The sequence below is a fragment of the Hymenobacter pini genome (assembly GCF_020421205.1).
Taxonomy (GTDB): domain Bacteria; phylum Bacteroidota; class Bacteroidia; order Cytophagales; family Hymenobacteraceae; genus Hymenobacter; species Hymenobacter pini.
Genome location: NZ_JAIZZH010000002.1, coordinates 618954 through 645727, shown reverse-complemented (window position 1 = coordinate 645727; position 26774 = coordinate 618954). Strand labels below are relative to the sequence as shown.

Sequence of the window (26774 nt, the reverse complement as noted above, 5' to 3'; positions counted from 1 at the left end):
GGCTCTTAATCCCTGGAGGAGAACCGAGCGGGTGCAACTGGATTGCAATCCGTCGGGTCTTCAGCCGTTCCAATCAGCGCACCACCTCAATTGTTCCTTTGTAGCGGATACCGGTAGTAGCCTGCTGCAGGAGGTAGAAATAGGTGCCCGGAGCGGCCTCCGGGCCCCAGTTATTGGCATACGAAGCAGCTTCGTACACCTGCCGGCCCCAGCGGTTGAAGATGGTTAACTGCCAGTTGCCACCCGCCAGGCCGGTGGGCACAAAATAGTCGTTCAGGCCATCCCCGTTGGCCGTAACAATGTTGGGTAGAAATACGCAGCTTTTCAGATTGATGCGGCGGCTGTACGTGCGCTGCTCGCAGGGGCTGGTGACAGTCAGGGTATATGTACCGGCCGTGTTTACCAGCAGCGTGGGAGTGGTAGAGCCATCGGACCAGCGGTACATTAAAGGTTGAGAGCTGAGCGGGGCCCGGAGCAGCAGCGAACTACCTGCACACAGCGTGGTATCATTGACCCAGGGAAGACTGGGAAGTGAGGCCCCCGCCAGCACGCGGATTGTGGCCGTGCGGCTGCAGCCGTTGGCGTAGGTGGCAGTGAGCGAATAGGAGCCCGGCTGCTGTACCCGGATGGAGGCCGACGTGGCCCCATTGTTCCAGCGGTAGGACACAGCTGGGAGCCCCCCGGCTGCCAGCTGCACCGTCTGGCCCGGGCACAGCAGAGAGTCGCCGAGGATGGAGAGCTGCGGTACTGTTACCTGCTCGGTGGCCGTGAGCGTGCAGCCGTTGCTGAAGGTTGCTGCCACTGAGTACGTACCGGGGCTGGTAATGCGCAGGGTAGGCGTGGTTGCTCCCGTATTCCAGCGGTAGGCCACGGCCCCTGGTGCCTGGGCTTCCAGTGTAGTTTGACTTCCGCTGCCAGAGCATAGCAGCGGGGCGCCCAACAGCCGAAGCACCGGAGCTCGTACCACGAGCTGCTGCGTCACTTCGCACCCGGAAGGGTAGCGGGCCGTGAGTGTGTACAGCCCGGGCTGGGTAACTTGGATGGCGGGTGTACTAGCCCCCGTGCTCCACCGGTAGGAATCCGCCGGGGTTCCGCCCGCCGCCAGCCGGATGCTCTGGCCCGGGCAGAGCAGCGTATCGCCCTGCAGCACCAACGTGGGGGTAAAGGGGAACACAACCCGGCGGGCCGTGCGCACCTGCCCATCAGCGAAGGTGGCCGTAACCTGGTAGCTACCGGCTTGCCGGACCTCAATGGCGGCGGTGGTGGCCCCCGTGCTCCAACGGTAGGAGGCCGCACCCGGCCCCGCAATGGCTGTGAGAGTTACCTGCCCGCCCGCGCACAGGAGCGTATCGCCGGTGATACGCAAAGAAGGCGGAGTAGGGTCTGCCATGAACACCCACCAGTCTATCCTCTTCTCGTACCCCGCCGGTTTCGGGGGCACGAAGGCCGCCGAGTTTGTCACGCCGGCCCCAATGAATTTCTGGTCAGCTGTGAGTAGCAGGCTGTTGATAGCATCATGGCCGGCAGCCCCGAACGACTGGTCCCACTGTAATGCGCCGTTGGCATTCAGTTTAAGTACCCAGCCATCCTCCTCGCCCCGGGAAAGGCTGGTTTTATCACCGGAAATGCCGGAAAAGGTCCAGCCCCCAACTAAGTATCCCTTGTCGGCGGTGAGCTGCAGGTCCGTGAGCTGGTCAAACCCGGTACCACCATAGGTCCGGTCCCACTGCTGCCGACCTTGGGCATCAATTTTCACCAGCCAGTAGTCCCCGGAGTTGGCGTAGTTGGGCTGAGTCTTGGTGCTGGAAATTCCCGACGAGGAAGATCCCCCCAGTAAATAGCCCCCGTCCGGGGTAGCGAGCATAGCCAATAAGTCCTCATCCTGGTAGCCGCCGAATGTCCGGTCCCACTGCTTCCGGCCATTGGCATCCAGCTTGATAATCCACTGGTCGTTTCTGCCGAAGGCGGGCTCAGACTTGTCGGCGGAAATTCCCGACTGGGATGTGCCTCCCACCAGATAGCCGCCATCCGGGGTTAGTAATACTACAGTTGGCAACTCAAACCCATTGCCCCGGAAAACCCGGTCCCACTGCTTATTGCCGGATGCATCCAGCTTAACTACCCAATAGCCGCCGATGCCATCGGGGTGCGTGGTCACATCGCCGGAAGTCGGGGAGTCGGAATTGCCCGCCAGGACATAGCCGCCGTCCGGCGTTTGCTTCAGACTCCACAGGTGGTCGTTGCGGCTGCCGCCCAGCGTGCGGTCCCACTGCTTGCGCCCCTGCGCGTCCACCTTCACAATCCACCAGTCGACCTGACCCTGGGAGGGTTGCGTCTTATCGCCGCCCTGTCCCGACCAGGACCGGCCTCCGAGAATTGCCCCGCCGTCCGCCGTTGGGCATATGTCCTGCAAATAATCCCAGCCAGGACCTCCCAAAGTACGGTCCCATTGCTTGTTGCCGGCCGCGTCAAGCTTCATGATCCAGTAATCATCACCGCCCCGCGTGGGTTCTGTTCGGTCGCCGCCCCCGAACTCATCCGTAAAGCCACCCAGCCAGTAGCCGCCGTCAGCGGCCGGCCGGATGCGAATCAGGTCGTTGTCTCCAATCGTACCAAACGTTCGGTTCCAGTGAATTTCCGGCAAAGGTGCCGGACCAGGAGCCTGCGCCCGGGCTTGCTTACTGAACAGACTGCATCCAACAAGCAACAAGCCCCGCACGAGCCAGAGAGCCTTGCCACGAGAAAACCAAGAAATGAGTGCTAGAAAACGGGAATAGAGTTAAGCGGAACGCAACACGATTGAAAGAATGACGGATATAGCTCGTCAAAGATACTAGTACTCGGTCGTGCTCTTGTTACGTTAGTGCATCATACTGCGAATACATCAAAAAGGGCTGGTAATATACACTCCCAGCCCTTTTCGGTACACTTCGGTAAGATCCGGCTACTGGTTCATGGTGCCAGAGCCATTTCCGTTATTGTTGTTGGTACCCGTACCGGTTCCTGTACCAGTACCCGTGCCGGTACCAGTTCCAGTATCAGAGCCCATGCCAGTTGTATCGCCCGACATAGCACCCGAGCTGTTGTCGTTGGTGCCGGTAGACGAGTTATCGGTGCTCATATCGGTAGTGCTGCTGGAATCGGGGCCATTGCCGGAGTCCATGTCGCGTTTTTGTTCACAGGAGCCAAGCGTGGCAGCCATCAGAAGCAGGCCAGCTGCCCAGGCAAACGTGCGGGAGGTAGTCATGAGGTGAAAGGATTAGGTGAATGATGGTCAGTAATGGTTGGCTGCTTGCCAGGTTGATGGCTATACGGAGTAGCCAGAAAAAACACACTTATTTGATAGATAAAATTTGGATATTTTTTCTATGGATGAGCTTGATTGTTAATAGGTTGAGCTGTGAAGTTGTGTATTGGAAAGACGGGGCAGGTTTTGAGAAATTACCGGAATATCACCCTCGGCGCTGCAGCCAGAAAGCCGTAGCCAGCAGCACGATGCCAGTGCCCAGCAGCCACAGCGGCCGGGTAGGGGCCGGCGGCACGTAGGTTACGCCCTCAGCCGAGGCCTGGGCCGGTTGCTGCACGTAGCGCCCGTGCGCGGGCACGGCCAGTTGCTCAAACTCCAGAGCAAGGCGGTTGAGTGCCCGGGTAAGCACCCGTCCGCGCATCGGAATACCGTGGCCCGTGGCCGCCACCCGGGGCCGCAGCGCCGCCAGTAAAGTCACGGAACGGTGCGCCTGAGGCCAGTCGGGGGTGAAGTAGGCGGGTGGCCCGTGCACCTCCTGCCGCTGCAGCAGCGTTGCCGTGCCCGATTCGGCCTTCACCGTCACAAAGGCGTCGCCGGCCAACAGCAGCTCGTCCTGGTCCCGGAATATGGATACGTGGCCCGGCGAGTGGCCAGGAGTAGCCAGCCAGCGCCAGCCCGGCAGGCCCGGTACAGTACCGGCGGGGGGTAGGGCATATACCTGGTCGTGCAGGTCCAGGGGCTCTTTGGGGTACAGAAACGAGAGGGCCGCCATGGCTCCCCCGCCTACGGAGGGGTCGGGGGGCGGGTAGCTGGAGCGCCCCGTGAGATAGGGCAGCTCCAGCGGGTGCGCGTATACTGGCACGTGCGGCCACCGTTCCAGCAGATACGGCAGGGCCCCCACGTGGTCGAAGTGGCCGTGGGTGAGTACGATGGCCCGGGGCGGTACATCGGGCCCGAACAGGAAAGCGGCGGTGCGCTCCACCAATGGGCCAGCCCCCGGCAAGCCGGCATCTACCAACACCCAACCAGTGGCCGGTGCCGGGGCCTGCACCAAGTAAAAATTCACGAATACATTGCGCACGCCCCACACATCGGGGGCTACCTCGAAAACGCCCGTGGTGGTAGCGCGCGTTGCCGTGGGCGAGGGTGGAATGGTGGAGATACGCATGCGGACAGTGTTTGGGCAGAAAGCGGTAACTAAGCTGAAAAGCAGGCGGGCCGCTGCACCAAAGCGGTTTTCATAGCTTAGAAAGTAAGGAACGGCTGCGCGGCGCGGCGCACAGTAGTAAGAGCGGTAGGTGCAGCGGTCCGCTGCTTTTCAGGCATTGGAGCCTCTTGTAATACGCGCCTCACCAGTCGTTTACGGTCCGGATTACTACTGATTTTGCCGAACAAAAACGGAGTGGTGAATACGGATTTTGCTGCTGCTCCCTCAGTGCTCCGGGCCGGTTCCGGCCGTTGGCTTTTGGCCGGCGCTACCCCGGCGGCCATACCCTACTCGGCCCTGCCTGGTTACCGGAGTTGGGCACTCAATCCGTATTTTTTAGTGAGTAGGGATTTATTCGGGTCATCTGTTACAGACCCGGATAGGAGGCTCCGTGATTAATGGTAATTATCTGTAATTCAAGTGTTTTTAAGGGATAAAAGACAACAAGCGGTTATCTCGGCCACGTTAAGGGAGCATAGCTTTTTCACCACCCTTAATTCCTTTCAATCATGGCAGAGAATCAAAAAAACCAGCGCGGCGGTAGTTCAGAGCAGCACGCCCAAGCCGGCCGCAAAGGCGGTGAGGCCAGCCACGGCGGCCAGGGCAAACAAACGCAGGGCAGCGGCCAGGGCCGGGGCTTTGCCGGCATGGACCCCGAGGAGCAACGTCGCATAGCCAGCGAAGGTGGCCGGGCCTCGCACGAGAGCGGCCGCGGCCACGAATGGAACTCGGAAGAGGCCAGCGAAGCCGGCCGCAAAGGTGGCCAGGCCAGCCGCGGCGGCGGAAATAGCGGCGGCGGTGGCGGCGGTAATGGCGGTGGCGGCAATGGCGGCGGCGGCCGATAACCGCCCTGCTTACGGCTGCTCCTGACCAGCGTACGGCAGGCCGTATACGTTGCGCCCAATGCAAGCCACTATGTTCTCCCTCATCTTTTCCGAAGGTTAACCCGGCGTTTCGCCGTACTACCCACAGCAAAATAGTCCTCGCCAACCGGACCAAAACTTATGTAAAAGTCCTGGAGTATTGCTCCAGGACTTTTTTGCTGCGTTCAGGCTCCGGCGCTCTTTAGGCACGCTTAGGCGTACAGCCGCGGCTGGATGGGCAGCGTGTACCGCTCCCCGCTGGCCAGCAGGTGCAGGCGTAAGTCGCGGAGGGAAAAGGGAGTGTTGGGGGCTATTTCGTGAATGTTGGTGGCCCCTGACTCGCGCGCATCCAGCACCAGCGCCAGCCCGCTACCCAGCACTTCTATCTCCCGACCTCCGGTTACCAGCACGGCCGTGTCTTCTTCCAGGCCCAGCCCCACGCAGGCCGGGTTAGTGGCCAAAATCTGGGCCATGCGCACAATGCGGCCCCGGGCCACAAAGTGAGTATCCACGGCCACATCGTGCAGAAACTCCAGGCCGGTGGTTATGTGAATTTCCCCTTTGAGCATGCCCGCGTCGTTGCGGCCCTGAAATATCATGGGCGTGCTCATGGCCGTGGCCCCGGCGCTGGTGCCGGCAATGATAAACTGCCCCTGGCTGTACCGCTCGTACAGGCGGCGCTGAATGGGCGTGCCGCCCAGCAGGGCCGTTAGGCGCAGCTGGTCGCCGCCCGTAAACAGCACGCCCCCCGCTTTGTCGAGCATACGCAGATGGTCTTCCTGCTGGGCATCGGCGCGGGTGCGGATGTCCAAGCTCAGTACCTCGGGGCCGTCAATCTTGCGGAAAGCATCCACGTAGTCCTGCACGGCGGCTTCCGGCTCACCCGAGGCCGTAGGAATAACTACCAGCGGCCCCCGGGAACCGATTTCGTCGCTGAGGCGGCGCAGGATGGTTTCGGGGGCAAAATTGACGTTGAAGGCGGCCTGCGCATCGTCCGTGTCGGGCGCATCGCCCTTGCTTTCGTGCCCGCCAATGAGCAGCAGCTTGCCTTGCGGAATTGGACAGGAAGAGGAGGGTGCAAATTTCTTAGAGGCCATGAGAACAGGATATCAAAGGAGCAAACCGCCAAAAGCGCCCGGGTGGTTTGCCGGGCGCTTTTGGGGAACAGAACATAAGCCCGCGCACGGGCCAACAGGCTTACAGGGCCCGGGCGTTGATGTAGCCCTTGGCCAAGGTGTTGAGCTTGGTGTCGGTATTCTGCTCTTCCTGCAGGGTCTGACGGAGCACGGCGGCGGCATCGGTGTGGCCCAGGCGCTCGGCGTAGTGGGCGGCCGTGCCGTAGCCCGATATTTCGTAGTGCTCCACGCGCTGGGCGGCGGCAATCAGGGCGGCGTCCATTACTTCATCAGTAGCCCGTTCCGACATGGTTTCCTGCCCTTCGGCAATCAGGCCTTCCATGGCCTGGCAGGTGTGGCCGCCCAGCTTCACGCCCAGGTCCTGGCCAATCTGTTCCAGGCGGGCCATGTGGTTTTCGGTTTCCTGCAGGTGCAGCTCAAAGCCCTGGCGTAACTGCGGGTCTTTGGCTCTGCTGGCCATTTTGGGCAGCGCTTTCACGAGTTGCTTCTCGGCGCTGTATAGGTCTTTGAGCTGCATCTCCAGCAGGTCGTCGAGGGTCTCCAGTTTGTCGAACATAGCGGTAGTAGGTGAGGTGATGGAACAATGGCTCAGCGTGAGCCTCCGAGACATACGCACCCCACTGGCACCTCGTTAAGGCCGAGTTTACGCCCAGCTCAACCTTACCCGCCTTCCATTCTCCCCGTAGAAACCGGGTAGGCCACCAGCAGAAAGCATCCTTTGCTAACCAGTGGCGCGGCCCCAAAACGAAAACTGCGTGAACTACGGACCGAAAATCCGCAGTTCACGCAGTAGAAAATCAGGTTGCAGAAGCTGGTTACGCCAGCAGCTGTAGGGCTTCGGCCAACGTCACCGTTTGTTCTGCGCCAGTGGCCAGCGTCTTGAGCTTGAACTGGCCGGCGGCCCGCTCTTCCGAGCCCTGAATCAGCACGTAGGGAATGCCTTTGCCGTCGGCGTACTTGAACTGCCGGCCCAGCTTGCCGGGCTCGGGATACAGCTCACTAGCAATGCCGGCTTCGCGCAGCTGGCGCAGCACGGGCAGCACGGCTACTTCGCTCTCGGCGTCGAAGTTGGCCAGCAGGCAGCGCGTGGTAGTAGCCACGGCCTCCGGGAACAGCTGCAGCTCCTCCAGGCAGTCATACAGCCGGTCGACGCCAAACGAGAAGCCCACGCCCGACACACCCGGCAGCCCGAAGGCCCCGGTGAGGTTGTCGTAGCGGCCCCCGCCCGACACGCTGCCCATGTTCACGTTGTTGATTTTGATTTCAAAAATGCAGCCCGTGTAGTAGCTCAGCCCGCGGGCCAGCGTCACGTCGAACTCCAGGTTCTGCCACTGCTCGAAGCCAAAGCCGCGCAGGTAGTTCAGCACCTGCTGCAAATCCTGCAGGCCCCGGTACCCGTCGGCGTTGTCGGGCTCCACGCCGGCCGTGGCGAAGGCCGCCAACAGCCGGTCCAGCTTCTCCTCAAAGTCGCCGCCCACGCTCAGCAGGTCGAACAGCCGCTCGGTAGCCGCCGCCGAGAAGCCCCGCTCTAGCAGCTCCTTCTCCACACCCTCGCGCCCAATCTTGTCGAGCTTGTCTATGGCCGTGAACAGGTCTACCTCGGTGCCTTCGCCGCCCAGGGCTTTGTAGAAGGCCCCCAGCACCCCACGGTGGTTAATTTTGATAGTGTGCTCCGTCAGACCCAGCGTGGTCAGCACCTCCGACATCATCAGCACAATTTCGGCTTCGCACAGCAGGGAGTTGGTGCCCACCACGTCGGCGTCGCACTGGTAGAACTCCCGGTAGCGCCCACGCGCTGGTCGATCTGCGCGCCATACGGGCTGAATTTGATAACGCTTGAATGGGAAAATGAGCGTATTATGATTCATCACCACGTAGCGGGCAAAGGGTACCGTGAGGTCGTAACGCAGGCCTTTTTCGGCAATTTTGGGCAACACTGACTTGGTGCCGGCTACAAGGTCTTCGGGCGTAACTTCCTCCTTTACAACGTCACCTTTTTGTTTTTTCAGAAAGTTACCCGAATTAAGCACCTTGAAGAGCAGTTGATTCCCTTCTTCACCGTACTTACCCATCAATACGGACAGATTTTCTAGCGTGGGCGTTTCCAGCGGGGCGTAGCCGAATTTTTCAAACACACGGCGGATAATGCCAAAAATATAGTTACGGCGGGCCACCACGGCCGGGCCAAAGTCGCGGGTGCCTTGCGGGATGCTGGGTTTGCGGATGCTCATCAGATGGAAAACAGATGCGGTAATACGGCCGCAAAAGTCGGAGTTTCCGGCGGAACTTCGGCGCAGTGGTCTGTAGTAAGCTAGTCAGCGGCCTGATTCGCGCTGGTGGTAAAGTCTATTTCCTGCATGGCATCCATCAGCGAAGGCACCAGCAGCGGCTGCGAGGCTACATCCAGGTACAGAAAATGATGCTGGTCGGACTGGGGCACGTGGCACAAAATCAGCCGCCGGCCCTGGGCGTGCAGCAGAAAAGCGTAGGCCAGCAGCAGGTCAATAGCCTCACTGGTCAGCGACTCAATCAGGCTCAAGTCTACCAGAATCGTGTGTTTGTCGCTGCGGCTGGCCCGGTGCAAGGCCCGGGTAAGTTTCACCTCATCGGTAGAAGCAGCATCGGGAGAGAGGATTAATAAAAAGCCGTTCGGAAGCACTTCACGATGGACATCGAGCATGTTTTCACTTGTTAGACGGATAGAGCGGTGGAAATAATACAGTAATTACCCAGGGCAGGGTTGCGCCTGAATAGCAATTTGGCGGGGCGCAGCTCTATTTTATTAAACGCCTACAAGTTTGTGTTAGGATATTATAAATAGGGTTGCGGCTATAATAACAGCTTCGTCTCTAACGTGTGAAAGCCCGCCGCACCTGGTACAACACCGGAGCCGCCAGCGGAGCCTTGAGAGCCGCGCGCAGCCCGGCCCGGTGCAGGCCCCGGTTGGTCCAGTCGTTGCAGGTGCGCAGGGCGTGGTAGCGGCCGGTTCCCAGAAAGAAAAAGTCTTCCGGCGAGTAGCCCGTCGGCTGCCGCAGCTGCGGCTGGCCCAGGCTGTCGGTCCGGAAGCCCTGCTGCACGTAGGCGGTGAGGCGGCGGTACTGCTCGGCAGAAATGCGCAGGGGCACCACGTGGCGGCCCGAGTCGGGGGCGGCACGGTAAAAATCCACGTGCATCAGGGTTTTCGAAGGAAAAACGGCCCCGGCAATGGCTTTGGGACCCGGGAAGCGCCCATTCATGGAACCCAGGTAAAAGCCCTCATTGCCCCAGCCAAACGCGGCGTACCGGTAGCGCCCAAACCGCGCCGTAAGGGCTGGCTGATGAAGCGCCTGCAGCCAGTTGTGACCGGTTTGCGGTTCCTGCATCGGCAGCACCACATCGGTATGAAAGCCGTTGGATACCACGTAAATCTGCACGCCGCCGGGCGTTTGCCGGAAATGGCGGTTGCGGGGTACCAATGTTCCCGTCATCAGCAACAGCACAAAAGCAACCATAACATTCATACTCAATTTCCGAATTGCTGCGAAGATACGCACGCCCACCGCGGATGTAGGAACCAGCCAATGGCTAACAAGTACGGCCCGGACGCTTTCAGGTAGAAACGTCCGGGCCGTACTTGTTAGCGGGGATAGGAAACGCTAGGAGCGGGTGCGCAACACGGGACGGCGGGACTCCACAGCGGCTACTGGCGTGGTGCGTTTGGCCCAGGCTTGCTTGTCGGCGCGGGCTACCAAGGGCATGTTCAGCGGTACCATCACCACGGTACCCAGCGCGTGTTGGGTTTTGCCCGAGTGCAGCGCCACGGCCGGCCGAATGGCGTGGTAGCCCAGCACCGTGGTGTGCACCACGTAGCGGCCCAGGGGCAGCCCGGTAGCCCGGAAATGGCCGCTGGCATCCGTTTCAACCGATTTTACGAAGCGCCCATCCGAAGCCCGCAGCACCACCACATAGGAGTGCGGAATGGGCTCCTGAGTTTGGCCATCGTACAGGCGGCCCGATACGGTGCCTGTAGCGGCGGTAGGTCCGGCGGCCAGGGTGGGCTGAGCGGCGGCAGTGGCGAGGAGGGAAATGCCCAGCAGGGCGGCGGAAGCAAAGGAGGTTTTCATGGCAGTAGACAGAAGAAAGTAGGGGCGGTGACTTTCAGGCTGCCGGAACGGCCGCGGCTCCGTTCTCGGGAAAGGCAAGGAAAGTCAGGGCAAGAAGTGGTGTTGTCGAGCCCAAGAGGCGGGCGGCCAGGCCGGGCGCCAGGTGGGGCAATGTCCCGGCTCGAGGCCGGGCAGCTTCGGCTAGCAGTGCGTTGTTGAGCCGGTGCTGAAGTACAGAATGAAGATAATAAAAGGTACTATGTAAAGCAAGGTACTGTGTAAATATATTTCAGGTTTAAATCATTCACCTAGAAGTATGGGAGGAGGTAATCAATACCAGTGCTCAGCACAGATTGGCTTGTCAGCCGCTTCTGATAGGATAGATGCTATATAGCTCTTAAGGGATGCCTGAGAGGAATAAAAAATATTGAAAATGAATCTGCTAGAGGTAGAGAGGCTTTTTAGACCGTCATGCTGAGCTTGCCGAAGCATCTCTACCTCTGACTAACTCAGTTGAGAGAACGAAACAGTTGAGATGCTTCGGCAAGCTCAGCATGACTACCGCCTGATTCATAATGTCAGCACGCAAGGTGCTTCGTCTCTGCTCCATCCGCAGAATGCTCTGCATGACGGTCTATATGTACCCATCAACGTAGTAGAGACGTCATGCTCTAACAAAAAAGACCCCACGCCCTGGCTCGGGCCAGAAGCGTGAGGTCCGAAATTGGTGGCCAGGTGCAGCACGTTCTAGCCACCAAAGCCACCGCCGCCACCCTGCGGTTGGTTCTCAATGCGTTTGGGCGGCTTGTTGGAACCCATGTACCAGCTAAAGCCCAGGTACCCTACCCGCGACTCCCATTTGTTGTAGTTCTCCGCCCGGAAGTTGTCGGTGGCCGAGAGGGAGCGGTTGCGCTGGGTGTTCAGCACATCGGACACCCGCAGGGTAAGGGCCGCCCGGTCGTTGAACAGGCGCTGGCGCAGGGCCACATCCACGGAGCCCACCGGCAGCACCCGGCCCTGGGCCGTAACGGCGGCGGCGCGGTAGTTGCCCGTCAGCTGAATGTCCAGCTTGGGCGTGGGGGTGAAGGAGTTCATCAGACGGGCTGTACCTGATACTACCCGGCGGTTGGCCTCGTTGCCCGTGGCGGCCGTCACAATGTTCTGGAACAGGGAGCCGCTGGCCGTTACACGCCACCATTTGGCCAACGGCTGGTTCAGCGAAACCTCGGCCCCGTAGCTGGTAGCCTGCCCGAAGTTGGCCGCGTACTGGGCCGTAATTACCGCCCCGGCTCCATACAGGCGGGTGGCCGTAGTATCCACGCGCACCAGGCGCTGAATGGCGTTGTCAGTGTGGCGGTAGAACAGGGTGGAGGTCAGCGAAGCCTGGCCCATGGTAATCTGGTGGCCCAGCTCGAAAGCATTGATATACTCGGGGCGCAGGGCGGGGTTACCGATGCGGTAGCTACGCTGGTCCTGATAGAGCGGGAAGGCCAGCAGCTGCATAAAGCCGGGGCGGTTGAGGCGACGCGAGTAGCTGAGTTTCACGCGCTGGTCGGCGGTGGGCAGGGTGCGCTCCACGGTGGCTGAGGGGAACAGGTTGAGGTAGCTCAGCCGGAAAGGCCCCTGGCCGTTTAGCACCTCGCCGTGGGTGCGGGTGTATTCGGCCCGCAAACCAGCCTGGGCGCGCCACTTGCCAAATTCCTGCTGGTAGGTAGTGTAGCCAGCCTGCACAAAGTCGCGGAAGGTGTACTGGTAGGAGCGGTCCGCCAGCCGGTCGAAGCCGGGGCCATCCAGCTGCTGACGCAGGAAGTCGTCGGTGCCCTGGTTGGCCTGGTACTGGGTTTTCGCGCCGGCTTCCAATCGGGCCTTGTCGCCCAGCGGGTGCACGTAATCTACCTGGCCGCCCACGGCGTGCAGGCTCACGTCCAGGTCCTGCTTCCACTCGCGCAGGTCGGCGGTGCCTTCGGTATTGCGCTGGCCCACCACCACGTCGGCGTTCAGGTAAGTATAGTTCACGTTACCGGTCAGCTCCCGGCCCTTGTGGGCATCCCAGGTGTGGCGGTAGTCCACCGAGCCATCCACGTTGTCCACGTTTTCGGTTACGCCAAAGGTGCTACCGATGCGGGCATTGGTGGCCCCGCTGAGCGTAGCCAGCTGGGTGCCGGTGTTCAGCCCCCGGTTCATGTTGGGCTCCACCGTGAAGGTGATGGTCTGGTTAGCCGGCAGGGTATAATCGAAGCCCAGACGGCCGCTGTAGTTCTGGTTGTGCCGGATGTTGGAGCCCTGCTGATACGTGCGCAGCTCCTGGTTTTCGAGGGTGGTGTACTGGTCCAGCCAGGAGCGGCTGCGGTACCGGTCGTCGCGCAGGTCCAGGGAGCCAAACAGGTTGATTTTGCCGGCGCGGCGGTTCAGGCTCAGGCTACCGTTATACTTGTCCTGAGTACCCACGTTGAGGGTGGTCTGGCCGTTCCAGCCGTCTTTTTTCTGCTTTTTTAGGATGATATTCAGCACCCCGCCGGCCCCGGCCGCATCGTAGCGGGCCGAGGGGTTGGTTACCACTTCCACCCGCTCAATGGCGCTGGCCGGAATCTGCTCCAGGCGGTTGCCACCCGCGCCGCTGTTGGCCGAGTTGCTGGGCTTGCCATCAATGAGAATGGTGATGTTGGAGGAGCCCCGCATGCTCACGGTGCCATCGGGGGCCACCGTTACGGAGGGCACGTTCTGGAGCACGTTTACGGCCGTACCGCCCACGCTGCTCAGGTCCTTTTCCACGTTAATTACCTTCTTATCGAGGCTTTCCTGCACGGCGGCCCGCTCCCCGGTTACCGTCACGCCCTTCAACTGCTGGGCCGTGGGCGCGAGCTTCAGCGCGCCCAGCTGCAGAGTAGGGTTGGCGGCAGTAAGCTGCACCGACCGGCGCAGGCCCTGGTAGCCAACGGAGGAAGCCTTCAGGAGGTAGTTGCCCAGCCCCAGGTGCTCCAGCACAAACGTGCCGTTTTCCAGGGTTTCGGCCCCGGCCACGAAGCTGGAATCCTGGGCCCGCAGCACTACTACGTTAGAAAAGGGGAGAGGCTGACCGTTGGCTTGGTCGAGCAGGGTGCCGCGGACGGCGCCGGCGGGTTGCTGCTGAGCTGCGGCGGCCAGCGGAAAGAGCATAGCAAGGAACCCCAGGCCCCGCAGGGCCCGGCCGGAAGTGGAAGAGGCGTTCATAGGAAGGGAGGTGTTGGAGAAAAATTCGGGCAAGGAGAGGCCGGGTCCCGGGGCCGCGGTTCCGCCGGGAGAAGCATGGTTGCCAGAAATTCGAACGTGAAAAGCAGGGGCACAAACTGCACGGGCAGCCGGTACCGAAGCGCCGGAACACAACAGAGCAGCAGGGAGAAACACAGGTTTCTGGCTGGGGCTCCGCTCACCCGGCCCGATTGGCGCGTGGTGGTGTCCGGGATTCTGCCGGGCGGCTCCCGTTAGTGAGGGGCCCGGCAGAAAGTGTATCTAATCAACGTTTCAAAGGTAGTTAAAGGTACTATGCAACGCAAGGTACTGGGTAAATTATTTTTTCGTTTCCTGGAAAACGTTGGGTTTTGCTGGGTTAGTAGGGGAATGTATTAGGCCGCAGGGTTCGTAAAATCGGCCGATATACAGGCAGATGTTATCCCCCTGGAAAGCGTTGCCCGGTTTACTATATTTCTTTGCTTACTGCCTGAAAATGCTGCGACCCCACACGCAAGTGCAGGGCCGCAGGTGAGGGGAATACATTGACGATGATAGCAGCACGTCATTCCGAGCATGTGGCGTATCAAGCCAGTGTCCGAGGAATCTCGCGTGTTGACGTTGCCAAACTATCCGTCATGCTGAGCGAAGTCGAAGCATCTCTACCGCTTCGTTGAATAACTATCCCAACGTCAGCACGCGAGATTCCTCGGACACTGGCTTGATACGCCACATGCTCGGAATGACGTTCTATATTTAAAGTGGCCTCAGTAGCCTCTATTACTTGTTCAGCGCCCCTTGCTCAATCCAGCAGCGGATTAAGTCCCGCTCCTCCTGAGTCATTTGGGTTTTGTTGTTCTGGGGCATCGTTTTGGTGATGACCACGCGCTGCATAATCTTATCCTTGAGGCGGATGATGTCCTCGGGTGTGTCATATACCGCACCGTTGGGGGCAGTTTTGAACACTTCATCGGTGGGCGTAGCCGAGTGGCACCCTACGCAGCGCTGCTGTACCACGGCCTGCACCTGCGCCATCGTCACGTTGGGCGTGCACGCAGCGGCGCTGGTAGCCTCCGTGCGGGGAGCCGTAACGAAGGCCACGGCCAGCAGCAGCCCGGCCGCCAGCGGTAATACCAGCCCGGTAGCCTGGTGTTTTTCGCGCAGGTTCAGCCAGTGTTTCACGCCGGCCGTGCCCAGGGCAATAGCCGCCAGTACCGCCCAGGGGTAACTGTGCCCGAAGGTGCTGGGGAAATGGTTGCTCACCATCACAAACAGCACCGGCAGCGTGAAGTAGTTGTTGTGCAACGACCGGAGCCCGGCGTGCTTGCCCAGCTCGGGGTCCAGCGGCAACCCTTCGGTGGCGGCTTTCACCATAGCTTTCTGAGCCGGAATGATGATGAAGTACACGTTGCCTACCATCAGCGTGCCCAGCATGGCCCCGAAGTGAATGTAGGCCGCCCGGGCGCTGAACACCTGGCAGTAAAACCAGGCGAAGGCCGTGCAAATCAGCACGCCCAGCACCGCCATAGCCAGGTTGTTTTTTACCAGCGGGGTACGGCACAGCATGTGGTAGAGCAGCCAGGCCACGGCAAACGAGCCCAACCCGATAGCCACACCCGTCAGCGGGCCCAGATCCAGCACCTTGGGGTCGATGAGCATGCTGCCGGCGTTGAAGTAGTACACCACAAACAGCAGGCTCATACCCGTAAGCCAGGTAAAATAGGCCTCATACTTAAACCAGTGCAGGGCTTTGGGTATTTCCTTGGGGGCCAGCTTATACTTTTCAAGGTAGTAAAAGCCCCCGCCGTGCACGGCCCAGAGGTTACCGGCCAGCTCCTCGCGCACGTTATCGGTGCGGTTCAGGGCATTTTCCAGGAACACGAAGTAGAAGGAGGCCCCAATCCAGGCAATGCCGAAGGTGATGTGCATCAGGCGCACCACAATATTGAGCCACTCCATCAGGTGCCCTTCCCAGGCCGTGCCCTGCGCAAACTGGTAGCCCACCGCCAGCACAAATACCACAGCCAACACCGTGAGGGCGTAAGCAAACCCTTGCATAGTAAAGCCCTGCGTGCCCAACTCGCCGCCCCGGTGCGTGCGCGCCACCCGGTGCAGCACCCAACTGCCCGCTACCAGCAACCCCACCACGGCCGCTACCATTCCCAGAAGTAAAAACTGCGTCATCGGTAAAAAAGCACTTGCTGTGTGGTCGGGCTAGTAGCTGTGGCCGCATCTGCTGCCGCTGGTTAGCTAGCAGAGAATGAGCCTACTACCCTTCACACTTAAGAAACAAACCTCCAAAGAGGATAAAATGAGAGTTGAAAAGTTTGCTAGAATACCGCTTGTTAATTGAAATATTATCATTTTGGATGTCTGTTTGATAAAATTCATGGCCGAATACGTATTAAAAAGTGAAAAAATAATAACACCGTCCGGCGAAGCGCCGGGCTATGTGGTAGTGCGTAATGGGCTGATTGCCGAGGTGCTGCCCGCGGATGCTGTGGTATCTGTACCAGTGCACGACGTAGGCCGCCACGCCATCCTGCCCGGGCTCGTCGATCCGCACGTGCACATAAACGAGCCCGGCCGCACCGAGTGGGAGGGCTTCGACACAGCCACCCGGTCCGCGCTGGCCGGCGGCCTTACCACGCTGGTGGACATGCCCCTGAACTCGGCTCCGGTAACTACCTCGGTGGCAAACCTGGAGCAGAAGCTGGCGGCAGCCCGTGGGCAGATGCACGTGAATTGCGGCTTCTGGGGCGGTATTGTGCCGGGCAATGCGGCCGAGGTGCAGGCTCTCATCGAAGCGGGCGTGCTGGGGTTCAAAGCCTTTCTCACGCACTCCGGTATCGATGATTTTCCCAACGCTACCGAAGCCGACCTGCGCCAGGTAATGCCCCTGCTGGCCCGGCACCGCCTGCCCTTGCTGGTACATTGCGAGCTGAGCCAGGACGATGACGCCTGGAAGCAGGGCGACCGGCAATCCTACCAGAACTACCTCGCTTCGCGCCCCAAGAACTGGGAAGATGAGGCCGTGGCCCTCATGATTCGGCTGTGCGCCGAAACGGGCTGCCCGGTACATATCGTGCACTTGTCGTCGGCCAATTCTCTGCCGGCCATTGCCGCCGCTAAAGCCCAGGGCCTGCCGCTAACCGTTGAAACGGGACAGCATTACCTGTTTTTCAGCGCCGAGGATATTCCCGACGGGGAAACCGCCTACAAGTGCGCCCCGCCCATCCGGGAGCGGGCCAACAACGACCAGCTCTGGCAGGCGCTGGAGTCGGGCCTGATTAACTTTGTGGCCACCGACCACTCGCCCGCGCCGCCCGACCTTAAGCAGCTCACCACTGGCGACTTCACTACGGCCTGGGGCGGCATTGCCTCCCTGCAGCTGGCCCTGCCCGTACTCTGGACGGCCGCCCAGGCCCGCGGCGCTTCTCTCTCGGACGTGGCCCGCTGGCTCAGCACCAATCCCGCCCGGCTGGCCGGGCAGCAACACCGCAAAGGCCGCATTGCCCCCGGCTACGACGCTGATTTGCTGGTGCTGGATGCCGAGGCTTCGTTTACCGTGACGGAGGAGCTGTTGCATCACCGCCACAAAGTGTCGCCGTACCTGGGCCGGGAGCTGCGCGGCGTGGTGCAGCAAACCTACCTGGCCGGTGAGCTGGCCTACGACCGGCCGGCGTTCCGGCATCTTAAACAAGGCACCATCCTAACCCGATAAGCCGGTTGGAAACTCTCCCTACATCCTATTCGGCCCGTGCCGCCCGCATCATGCAGCGCATTCAGCAGCTGGCCGCCATCAGCGAAGATGCCGAGGGCGTAACCCGCCGCTTCGGTACGCCCGCCTTCATAGAGGGCCAGCAGCTGGTGCGCGCCTGGATGGAAGCCGCCGGCCTGCACACCCGCCTTGATGGCATTGGCAACGTGCGGGGCCGGCTGGAAAGCCCGGTGCCCGGGGCCAAAACCTTCGTGCTGGCTTCGCACATTGATACGGTAGTCAATGCCGGTAAATTTGACGGGCCGCTGGGCGTGCTGCTGGGGCTGGATCTGCTGGAAAACCTGGCGGCTCAGGGCGTAGCACTGCCGTTTCACCTGGAGCTTATTGCCTTCAGCGACGAGGAAGGAGTGCGGTTTCACACCACCTACCTGGGCAGCAAAGTAGTAACCGGAGCTTTCGAGCCGGAGCTACTGACTCGCTCTGATGCCGACGGTATTACGCTGGCCCAGGCCATTGCCGATATGGGCGGCAACGCGGCTCAACTCGCCCAGGATGCTATTCCGGCCCCCGACTGGCTGGGCTATTTTGAGGTGCACATTGAGCAGGGCCCGGTGCTCTGGGAGCGGAATATTCCGGTGGCGCTGGTAACGGCCATTGCCGGGCAACAGCGCGTAGAGCTGACGTGGCGCGGCATGGCCGGGCACGCCGGCACCGTGCCCATGCACATGCGGCAGGATGCCCTAGCCGGAGCCGCCGAGTTTGTGCTGGCTGCCGAGCAGTTCGGCCTAGCCCACGCGCACGAGCTGGTAGCCACCGTGGGCAAGCTGGACGTGCGCCATGCCGCCAGCAACGTCATCCCCGGCGAGGTCATCTGCAGCCTTGATTTGCGCAGCGCCGATGCCGCCCGCCTGGCCTCGGCCTACGCGGAGTTGCAGGCTCTGGCCGAAACTATTGCCGCCCGCCGTTACCTCCGCCTCACCTGGAATCTGGTGCAATACACGGCCCCCGTCAGCTGCCACGCGGGCCTGAACGAGCTGCTGGCCCAGGCCATTACCGAGGCCGGCCACCCGGTGGTGCCGCTGGTAAGCGGGGCCGGGCACGATGCGGTGCCGGTTTCGCAGGTGGCCCCGGCTACTATGCTGTTCGTGCGCTGCTTCAAAGGCATCAGCCACAACCCCCTGGAAAACGTGGAGCAGCCCGATTTGGCCGCCGCCGTGGAAGTCTCGGAGCGTTTTCTTTCTTTGCTACTCACCTCGAAAATCAGAACCGGAAGCTAGGTCTAGCTCCCCTCCTTGGAAAGGAGGGGCTGGGGGTGGTTGACCAATCGTTGAACGAGCTACTAGTTCTAGCTGCTAACGCTAGTTTTTCAACCACCCCCAGCCCCTCCTCATCTGAGGAGGGGAGCTAGCTTTAGCTTCTCCATTCGCCCCATAACCCGCCTTATTACGCATGAATCCTTCCTCGTTTACCCGCTCCGTTGTTCGGCGCAACCACGCCATCATTGCCCCCGATGGGTACATCAACAGCAATGTGCCGGGCTGGACGGGTTGCACCGTCAACGTCATTATCAACGAGCAGATGGGCGCGCGCCTGTGCCAGACCATCGTTACGCTTCGCCCGGACGGCAAGCTGGAAGGCCGCACCGAGGCTTCGCAAATTTTCTTTTACGTAGTGGAAGGGGCCGTGCGGGCCACGGCGGGTGGCGAATCCCGGCAGCTGACCCAGGGCCAGTTTGTGTATGTGCCGGCCGGGCAGGAGTATGGCTTCCACGGCCCCACCGAGGGTACGCAGCTGCTCACCTTCCACAAAGTGTACGAGCCGCTGGCCGGTCACACCGCGCCTGGGGTAGTATGGGGCGAAAAGGACGACAGCAAAGCCCCTATCTACATGAACGATGAGGCTCTGCGCATCCAGGAGCTGCTGCCGAATGAGCTGGGCTTCGATATGGCCGTGAACATCTTCACCTACGACCGGGGCGGCCACCTGCCCATGGTCGAAACCCACATCATGGAGCACGGCTTGCTTTACCTCGCCGGCCAGGCCATTTATGTGCTCGACCAGGAGTGGTACCACGTGCAGAAGGGCGACTCCATCTGGATGGCACCCTACTGCCAGCAGTGGGCCACCTCAGTAGGCAAAGAGCCCTCCGTGTACATCTACTACAAAAACGTCAACCGCTTCCCGACGGTAGTTTAGCGCACTAATTAGAACGTTATTCCGAGCGAAGCCGAGGAATCTCGCGTGCTGACGTTGCCATACCAACCGTCATGCTGAGCGGAGTCGAAGCATCTCTACCGCTTGGTTAAATTACTACAACATCAGCACGCGAGATTCCTCGACTTCGCTCTAAATGACGTCCGTTATCTAGATACCTCCCTGTTTCCTATGACGCTTCCCGACCTCAATAACTTACCCGCCCCGGCCCGCGCCGGGGAACTGCGCCGCTGCTGCGGCTCCTCGGCCTGGGTGGCGGCGCTGAACCAACTATTCCCTTTCGAAGACGCTGAAACGCTCTATAAAGCGGCTACGCACATTTGGAACAGCCTGAGCGAAGCTGATTGGCGGGAGGCATTTACGCATCATCCGAAAATCGGGGATGTGGGCGCGCTGCGGGAGAAGTTTGCCAGTACCAGCACCTGGGCCGAAGGGGAGCAGGGCGCTGTACGGCAGGCTTCGGAGGAAACCCTGCAGGCCCTGGCCGCCGGCAACGAAGCCTACGAGCAGCGGTTTGGCTACATCTTTATCGTGTGTGCCACTGGCAAATCGGCTGCCGAGATGCTGGCGCTGCTGCAGGCCCGACTGGCCAATCCGCCCGAAGCAGAAATCCGCGTAGCCGCCGCCGAGCAGGACAAAATCACCCGCATCCGTTTGGAAAAACTATTTGCCGCATGAGTCAGATTACCACCCACATTCTGGATACCACCCGGGGCCGTCCCGCGGCGGGCGTGTCCATCATCCTCTCCGGGCAGCACCCAGGCGGCTGGCAGGAACTGGCCCGCGGCACCACCAACGCCGACGGCCGCATCCCTGACCTGCTACCCCAGGGCCAGACGCTGCTCGCGGGCGTGTACCAGCTGCGCTTCCTGGTGCAGGAGTATTTTGATACGCTGGGCACTGCCTCGTTCTATCCCTTCGTGGAAATCGTGTTTTTCGTGACGTCAGCCGAGCATTACCACGTGCCGCTGCTGCTCAATCCATTTGGCTACTCCACGTACCGCGGCTCGTGAATTTTTTCTCTTACCTCAAAGAATTGGCACTAAGGGTAACCAAGCTTAAGGAGCCAACGCTTCCACCAGTGTCCGCGGCCGAACTTGACCAGGCGAAATCTGATGATTGGGAGTATTTGTTTGTATTCGTTGAAGCCTACAATCGACAGGCCCGACCAGATATTCCCGTAGACCGACTGATTACTTTTCCGCACGCTGCCTGCACGCTTATTCTTTACAGCGAACTACATGGGCAAGTGACCAATGGAGGCTTTGTCCAACTGATACATAACCGGTACGGCAAGTTCGTGTTTGGCAGCCCGCTTGCGGATGATCTGGAGCGTTGGGGCGCCTCAAGAGTTGCTGATATCATCCGGGAAGCAGGTGCTATTTACCAATCGCATAAAAGCTTCCTGGAGCGTAAACGGACGCTTGATCAATTCTCCGCTCTGTATAGTGAGTTTCCCCATTTCGAGGCGTTAGAATCCAGATTCTATGAGGTGATGGATGAACAAACAACTGTTATTCGCAAGTACGTCGAACAGCACCGCAGCCAGTTTGCTCATATCGTTTAATTGCTCTCTTCTCATTTCCCACCATTTAAGTCCACTCGGTTTGCCAAGGCCTCAGCAGAGGCCAAAGCAAGAAAAGTGGAATTACATCAATGAAACTCAGCCTGCCCGCTTCCGAAAAAACGCAGCTCCTGGAGCAGCTCGGCAAAGCCAACCGCCGCTTCCAGCAAACCTACCCCGGCGACAAGCCCGACCGCCAGCCGGTGCACACCGTGTACGGCGGGGCTAACCTGTTCAAGGCCGATACCTGCATGCGCATGGGCGACATAGCTCTGAATAACCTGCGCACCTACGCGCCCAACTTTGTGGAGCTGGCCCGCGTGCTGAAGCTGGATGGCCACGAACATCTGCCCACGCTGCAGGCAGATATTGAGGCCCTCACGCACCGCCTGCAGAACCTGCGCCCTGAGGACCGCAAGCAGGAGCCCGGCTGGCTGCCGTATTCCATCTACCAAAAAGTGGTGCGCAAGCTTCAAACCGAAGCGGTAGAGGATTTTCGCATCGACTTTGAGGATGGCTTCGGCAACCGCCCCAACGACGAGGAGGATGCCACCGCCGTGCAGGCTGCCAAAGAGTTGGCCCAAGGCATGCGCCAGGGCACCATTTCGCCCTTTATCGGCATCCGCATCAAGCCCTTCACCGAGGATTTGAAGGACCGGGGCGTACGTACCCTGGATATTTTCCTGACCACGCTGCTACAGGAAACCGGCGGAAAGCTGCCCGACAACTTCGTGGTAATGCTGCCCAAAGTGACCATTCCGGAGCAGATGAGTACCATGGTGCGCCTGTTTGAGCTGCTGGAGCAGGCCAACGGCCTCGCGCCCGGCACGCTGCGCATGGAAACCATGGTGGAGGCCACCCAAATCATCATGGATGAGGAAGGGCGTAACCCGCTCATGCGCATCATCCGGGCCAGTGAGGGGCGGTGCGTGGCGGCCCACTTCGGTACCTATGATTACACTGCCTCGGCTGGCATTACGGCACGCTACCAAACCATGGCCCACCCCGTCTGCGACTTTGCCCACCACATGACCAAGGTAGCCTTGGGCGGTAGCGGTATTTTCCTCTCTGACGGGGCCACCAACGTCATGCCCATTGGCCCACACCGGGGTGAGAACCTGACGTTTGAGCAGCTGCGCGAAAACCGGGAATCGGTGCACAACGCCTGGCGGCAGGGGTTCCATCATACCACGCACTCCCTCATCAACGGCCTCTACCAGGGCTGGGACCTGAACCCGGCTCAACTGCCCATGCGCTACGCGGCTACCTACCACTTCTTCCTGAGCAGCTACGACGACGCTGTACACCGGCTTAAAACCTTCGTGGAGCGGGCCGCCATCAGCACCCTCACCGGCGACATTTTCGACGATGCCGCTACCGGCCAGGGACTGCTCAACTTCTTCCTGAAAGCCCTGAACTGCGGAGCCATTACGGAGGAGGAAATCAGCGCCACCGGCCTTACCACCGCCGAAATCCAAACCCGTTCTTTTTTCCGCATTCTAGAAGGCCGCCGCGCTGGGAAGCAGTAACGTAAATAAAAAGAACGTCATTCCGAGCGAAGTCGAGGAATCTCGCGTGCTGACGCCTGAATAGTATTGCAACGTCAGCACGCGAGATTCCTCGACTTCGCTCGGAATGACGTTTTATCAAAGCATCAGTACCGAACAATCTGTCCAGTAATGGACAGGTTTTCGTTTTTACAGGAGAGTAATATTTGTATCAATTGCCATATAGCCAATAACTTATAAAAATGGCATGCCCATTGGCTGACAGGTAGGGAAACCCTTTCCAACCTGTACGAAAATGGACAGAGCAATATCCTCCGCCACCCAAACCCGCCGCCAGCGCCGCCGTTGGTTGCTGGGTGCGGGCATACTGCTGGTGCTGGCGGCCGGCCTTCTGGCGTTCCGCAATGTACTGAAGCCTAGCCTTGACCGGAGTAGCATCTTGACGGCCCGCACCGAAACCGGCGACGTAGAAGCGGCCCTCACGGCGGCCGGCGTAATTATTCCGGCCCACGAAGCCGTCATTACCAGCCCCATCCCGAGCACCATCCGGCGGGTGGCCGTGCCCGTGGGCAGCAAGGTGCAGCCGGGCCAGACGATTCTGGAACTGGACCGGGAGCTGACCAATACGGCCCTGGCCAAGCTGCAGGACGAGCAGCAGCAGAACCGCAACAAAAACGGCCAGCTGCAGCTCAGCCTCGAAAAAGCCCTCAACGACCTTCGCTCCCAGGAGCAGGTGCAGCAGGTGAAAGTGCGCAGCCTGCAGTCGGCCCTGCGCGACGAGCAGTACCTGCTAAAGATTGGCGGCGGTACTGCTGAGAGTGTGCGCCAGGCCGAGCTAAACCTGCGGGTGGCCCAACTGGAACTGCAACGGCTGGGCGAGCAAATCCGGAACCAGCGGGCTGCCAACGCCGCCGATGTGCGGGAGCTGGGCTTCACCATGCAGATTCAGGACCGCAGCATCCGAGAGCTGGCTGGCAAGCTGCAGCAGGCCAACATCAGCAGCCAGCAAGCCGGCGTGCTTACCTGGGTAAACGAGGACCTGGGTACTACCGTGCAGGCCGGCGACCCGCTGGCCCGCGTAGCCGACCTGAGCCGCTTCCGGGTGCGGGCCACCATTTCCGATGCCTACGCCGACGCCCTGCACCTGCAGGACCCGGTAGTTATCCGCATCAACGGCACCGATTTGCGCGGCACCATTAGCACCATCAGTCCGGCCGTGGAAAAGGGCGTGGTGACCTTCTATGCCGCGCTGCAGCAGGACCACCACCCGGCTCTGCGCGCCAACCTGCGGGCCGATGTGTTTGTGGTAACCAAAGCCCACCACAACGTGGTGCGCGTGAAAAACGGCCCTTTCTACCAGGGCGGCAAGGAGCAGCCGGTGTTTGTGGTGAAGGACGGGAAGGCCGTGCGCCGCACCGTGCAGTTCGGGGACAGCAACTTCGATTTTGTGCAGGTAACCGGCGGCCTGGGAGTAGGGGAGGAAATTGTGGTGTCGGATATGAAGGACTACGTGGATACGCCCGAACTCACCCTCAACGACTAACGGCCATGAAACGCATTCTACCTTTTCTGTTGCTGTTGGGTGGCCCCGTGGCGGCCCAACAACAGCCGGCCCCGCTCACGCTGCCCGAGGTAATTGAACTGGCCCTCACGCAGTCGGCGGCGGCCAAGCAAACCCAAACCATCCGCGACAAAAGCTACTGGCAGTGGCGGACCTACCAGGCCAACTACCGGCCCCAGCTGGGGCTGCAGGGCACGGTGCCGGGGTTCAGTCGCGTCATCACGCCCGTGGTGCAGCCCGATGGCACCACCGACTTCCGGGCCGTGCGCATCAACAACTCCAACCTGGCCCTCACCGTCAGCCAGAACATCGGCCTCACGGGCGGGCAGCTGTTTGTGGCCTCGGAGGTGCAGCGCTTCGATGATTTCAACGGCCGGTTGAAGCGCTACAACAACCAGCCCGTATCCATTGGCCTCACCCAGCCCATTGGCAAATTCAACAGCCTGAAATGGGACCGAAAGATTGAGCCCCTGCGCTACGAGGAAAGCCAGCGCCAGTACACGGAGGAACGCGAAACCATTGCCCAGCGCATCACAGAGCTGTATTTTGACGTGCTGCAGCAGCAAGTAAACGCCGAAGTGGCCGGCCAGAACGTGCAGGCCAACGAGGAGCTGCTGCGCATCGGCAAAGAGCGGTACCAGCTCGGCCGCCTCTCCCAAAGCGACCTGCTACGGCTGGAGCTCAACCTGCTGAATGCCCGCCAGGCCCGGGCTCAGGGCCAGCTGGACGCCCAGAACGCCGCCGTGAGTTTGCAGAGCTATACCGGGCTGCGGGCCGAAGCCCTGCGCCTGGCCGTGCCGGCTCCCACGCCGCGGTTGGTGGTATCCGCTGAGCAGGCCCTGGTGCAGGCCCGCCAGAACCGGAGCGTGGTGCTGGCCTTCCGGCGGCGGCTGTTGCAGGCCGAGCGGGAAGTGGCCCTGGCCCGCGGTACCACCGGGCTGCAGGCCGTGCTGTCGGCCAACCTGGGCTACGTAAACCAGGCCGGCAACCTTTGGGCTACCTACCAGGCCCTGCAGAACCAGCAGCAGGTGCAGCTCACGTTTGCCATGCCGCTACTCGACTGGGGCCGGCAGAAGTCCATTGTGAAAACCGCCGAACTGACCCGCCGCCAAGTGCAGACGGACGTGGCCCAGGAAGAAACCAGCTTCGAGCTGAATGTGCAGGTGCAGGCTACCCAGCTGGCCACCTTAAGCGAGCAGCTGGACCTTAGCGCCCGCGCCGACTCCCTGGCCCAGCAGCGCTACGCTATTGCCCAGGCCACCTACAAAGTGGGCCGCATCAGCCTCACCGACCTCACCATTGCCTTGGCCGAAAAAGACCAGGCCCGCCGCGCCTACATCCAGGCTCTGCGGGCCGCCTGGGTGGCCCACTACCGCCTCCGAGCCCTCACCCTCTACAATTTTGAGCGGCAACAACCCTTGGTGTCCCGATAAACAAACTGCCCAACCAGATTGCCATAACGCACGTGAATGCGTGGCTGTCTGGTTGGGCAGCTTGTTTATTAAAAGTCACTCGTATCCTTGCCTTTGCTTGGCATCATGGCCTCTTGCAAACTGGTGGTGAGCATGTACGAGTCGCGTTTAGTTTCGCTTCGTACTTTCTCCCAGCGCTTAGTGCCACCCGCTATATCCAGGTTTTCCTGTTCCAGTGGGCCCGTTTTTACCATCCCGTTAAGCGTAGTGACACCGGACACATATTCAAAATCGGTGAGTACATACTTGTAGCGGTTATCTTTCACGTAGATGGATAAGGTGTGGCGCACGTAGCTGGGCAGACCACTGAGGCGTTGCGTTTCCATAACCGTGGCACCTTTGCCCACCAATCGGCCGGCTTCCTTATCGTGCATCTGAATCACCGCATTAGCCGACCGGTAGTTTTTGGCCATCCATTCGTAGGCGCGGGTATATAGCTCATCCTTGGTAACCCCGGGCACTTCTACTACGCCCTGATAGGTGATGTGCTGCGTGGTAGCGTCGATAGGAAAGGGGCCAACGGCGGCTTGCTCCGCTGCTTCGTACGTGAGGGGCTTGAAATCGAGCAGGCCGGTGGCCGGGGCATAATACAGGAATTGCTCCTTCTTCACAATGGCCCAGTTGCGCCCCTGAGAGCCAACTACCGTTGCGTTGCTGCCAGCCGGTAAGGTAATGGTAGTAGCCTGAGCGGTATCGGTGAGGTAAAAATGCAGGGCGAGCGGCTGTCCGCCAACTAAATAGGTGCGGGGAGCATGAGCAGCTTTAGGCTGTTGAGCCTGGCTAACGTGAATGGAGGCGAATGCCAGCCCGATAAAACAGTAGAGTGTGCGCACGTGAGAAAAGTGAGAAAGAAATTGAGCGCTGGAAGGGATTTTTCCGGACCAGCATAATCCCAGTAAATCTACTGCATATGCGCGCGGAAATACAAGTGGACAGTAGTGCTGGCAATTCCGAACACACTGTCCGAAAGCGGACAATTTTTGTGAGAATGA

The 26774-nt window shown here is 60.3% G+C and carries 22 protein-coding genes; 10 read left to right on the top strand and 12 right to left on the bottom strand.

The genetic code is table 11. From position 1 onward, the window contains the following. Window positions 1-73: 73 nt before the first annotated feature. The 3 genes from LF252_RS09325 to LF252_RS09315 all read right to left on the bottom strand — a co-directional run bounded on the left by LF252_RS09325 (window position 74) and on the right by LF252_RS09315 (window position 4415). Entirely contained in the window at window positions 74-2644 is a 2571-nt protein-coding gene (locus tag LF252_RS09325; protein WP_226269310.1) for a gliding motility-associated C-terminal domain-containing protein, read from the bottom strand. Between the two features lie 300 nt (window positions 2645-2944). Beyond that, window positions 2945-3247, bottom strand: coding sequence for a hypothetical protein (locus LF252_RS09320; RefSeq protein WP_226269309.1), 303 nt, complete (start codon window positions 3245-3247; stop codon window positions 2945-2947). Between the two features lie 205 nt (window positions 3248-3452). After that, on the bottom strand, window positions 3453-4415 hold the full coding sequence (locus LF252_RS09315; protein WP_226269308.1) for an MBL fold metallo-hydrolase: 963 nt from the start codon (window positions 4413-4415) through the stop codon (window positions 3453-3455). Window positions 4416-4963: 548 nt separating this feature from the next. Between LF252_RS09315 and LF252_RS09310 the strand changes: the two genes are divergently transcribed. Continuing rightward, the gene (locus LF252_RS09310) at window positions 4964-5299 is read left to right on the top strand and encodes a KGG domain-containing protein (protein WP_226269307.1); all 336 of its coding nucleotides are present in this window, start codon (window positions 4964-4966) and stop codon (window positions 5297-5299) included. Between the two features lie 230 nt (window positions 5300-5529). Here LF252_RS09310 and LF252_RS09305 read toward each other — a convergent pair whose 3' ends face one another. The 8 genes from LF252_RS09305 to LF252_RS09270 form a co-directional block, all read right to left on the bottom strand. Next, window positions 5530-6414, bottom strand: coding sequence for a cyanophycinase (locus LF252_RS09305; RefSeq protein WP_226269306.1), 885 nt, complete (start codon window positions 6412-6414; stop codon window positions 5530-5532). A 100-nt stretch (window positions 6415-6514) separates the two neighbouring features. Then, the gene (locus LF252_RS09300; RefSeq protein WP_226269305.1) at window positions 6515-7009 is read right to left on the bottom strand and encodes a YciE/YciF ferroxidase family protein; all 495 of its coding nucleotides are present in this window, start codon (window positions 7007-7009) and stop codon (window positions 6515-6517) included. Between the two features lie 259 nt (window positions 7010-7268). Continuing rightward, window positions 7269-8684 (bottom strand): histidine--tRNA ligase, encoded by a 1416-nt coding sequence (hisS, locus tag LF252_RS09295; protein ID WP_226269304.1) that lies wholly within the window; start codon window positions 8682-8684, stop codon window positions 7269-7271. Between the two features lie 80 nt (window positions 8685-8764). Beyond that, window positions 8765-9133 carry an STAS domain-containing protein gene (locus tag LF252_RS09290; protein ID WP_226269303.1) on the bottom strand — a complete coding sequence of 123 codons (369 nt, stop codon included), beginning with the start codon at window positions 9131-9133 and terminating at the stop codon, window positions 8765-8767. Between the two features lie 169 nt (window positions 9134-9302). Then, complete coding sequence (locus LF252_RS09285; protein WP_226269302.1) at window positions 9303-9953, bottom strand: TIGR02117 family protein; 651 nt, start codon at window positions 9951-9953, stop codon at window positions 9303-9305. 135 nt (window positions 9954-10088) lie between these two features. After that, window positions 10089-10556 carry a carboxypeptidase-like regulatory domain-containing protein gene (locus LF252_RS09280; RefSeq protein WP_226269301.1) on the bottom strand — a complete coding sequence of 156 codons (468 nt, stop codon included), beginning with the start codon at window positions 10554-10556 and terminating at the stop codon, window positions 10089-10091. Between the two features lie 726 nt (window positions 10557-11282). Then, window positions 11283-13745, bottom strand: coding sequence for a TonB-dependent receptor domain-containing protein (locus LF252_RS09275; RefSeq protein WP_226269300.1), 2463 nt, complete (start codon window positions 13743-13745; stop codon window positions 11283-11285). 777 nt (window positions 13746-14522) lie between these two features. Further along, window positions 14523-15926, bottom strand: coding sequence for a urate hydroxylase PuuD (locus tag LF252_RS09270; RefSeq protein WP_226269299.1), 1404 nt, complete (start codon window positions 15924-15926; stop codon window positions 14523-14525). A 205-nt stretch (window positions 15927-16131) separates the two neighbouring features. Between LF252_RS09270 and allB the strand changes: the two genes are divergently transcribed. The 9 genes from allB to LF252_RS09225 all read left to right on the top strand — a co-directional run bounded on the left by allB (window position 16132) and on the right by LF252_RS09225 (window position 25743). After that, window positions 16132-17466: an allantoinase AllB gene (gene allB, locus LF252_RS09265; RefSeq protein WP_226269298.1), complete on the top strand. Its 1335-nt coding sequence runs from the start codon at window positions 16132-16134 to the stop codon at window positions 17464-17466. A gap of 5 nt (window positions 17467-17471) precedes the next feature. Further along, on the top strand, window positions 17472-18740 hold the full coding sequence (locus LF252_RS09260) for an allantoate amidohydrolase (protein ID WP_226269297.1): 1269 nt from the start codon (window positions 17472-17474) through the stop codon (window positions 18738-18740). 172 nt (window positions 18741-18912) lie between these two features. Continuing rightward, window positions 18913-19659, top strand: a complete 747-nt coding sequence (gene allE / locus LF252_RS09255; RefSeq protein ID WP_226269296.1) for a (S)-ureidoglycine aminohydrolase — start codon at window positions 18913-18915, stop codon at window positions 19657-19659. A 189-nt stretch (window positions 19660-19848) separates the two neighbouring features. After that, window positions 19849-20355, top strand: coding sequence for a 2-oxo-4-hydroxy-4-carboxy-5-ureidoimidazoline decarboxylase (gene uraD, locus LF252_RS09250; RefSeq protein ID WP_226269295.1), 507 nt, complete (start codon window positions 19849-19851; stop codon window positions 20353-20355). Then, entirely contained in the window at window positions 20352-20690 is a 339-nt protein-coding gene (gene uraH, locus LF252_RS09245) for a hydroxyisourate hydrolase (RefSeq protein ID WP_226269294.1), read from the top strand. Before uraD ends, uraH begins: the two co-directional genes overlap by 4 nt. Next, on the top strand, window positions 20687-21244 hold the full coding sequence (locus LF252_RS09240) for a DMP19 family protein (RefSeq protein ID WP_226269293.1): 558 nt from the start codon (window positions 20687-20689) through the stop codon (window positions 21242-21244). Before uraH ends, LF252_RS09240 begins: the two co-directional genes overlap by 4 nt. An 89-nt stretch (window positions 21245-21333) precedes the next feature. Then, complete coding sequence (locus tag LF252_RS09235; RefSeq protein ID WP_226269292.1) at window positions 21334-22770, top strand: DUF6986 family protein; 1437 nt, start codon at window positions 21334-21336, stop codon at window positions 22768-22770. A gap of 274 nt (window positions 22771-23044) precedes the next feature. Then, window positions 23045-24292, top strand: a complete 1248-nt coding sequence (locus LF252_RS09230) for an efflux RND transporter periplasmic adaptor subunit (protein ID WP_226269291.1) — start codon at window positions 23045-23047, stop codon at window positions 24290-24292. 5 nt (window positions 24293-24297) lie between these two features. Beyond that, entirely contained in the window at window positions 24298-25743 is a 1446-nt protein-coding gene (locus tag LF252_RS09225) for a TolC family protein (RefSeq protein WP_226269290.1), read from the top strand. Between the two features lie 68 nt (window positions 25744-25811). On the opposite strand, the gene LF252_RS09220 is transcribed toward LF252_RS09225, so the two are convergent. After that, on the bottom strand, window positions 25812-26615 hold the full coding sequence (locus LF252_RS09220) for a DUF4468 domain-containing protein (protein WP_226269289.1): 804 nt from the start codon (window positions 26613-26615) through the stop codon (window positions 25812-25814). Window positions 26616-26774 lie beyond the last annotated feature (159 nt).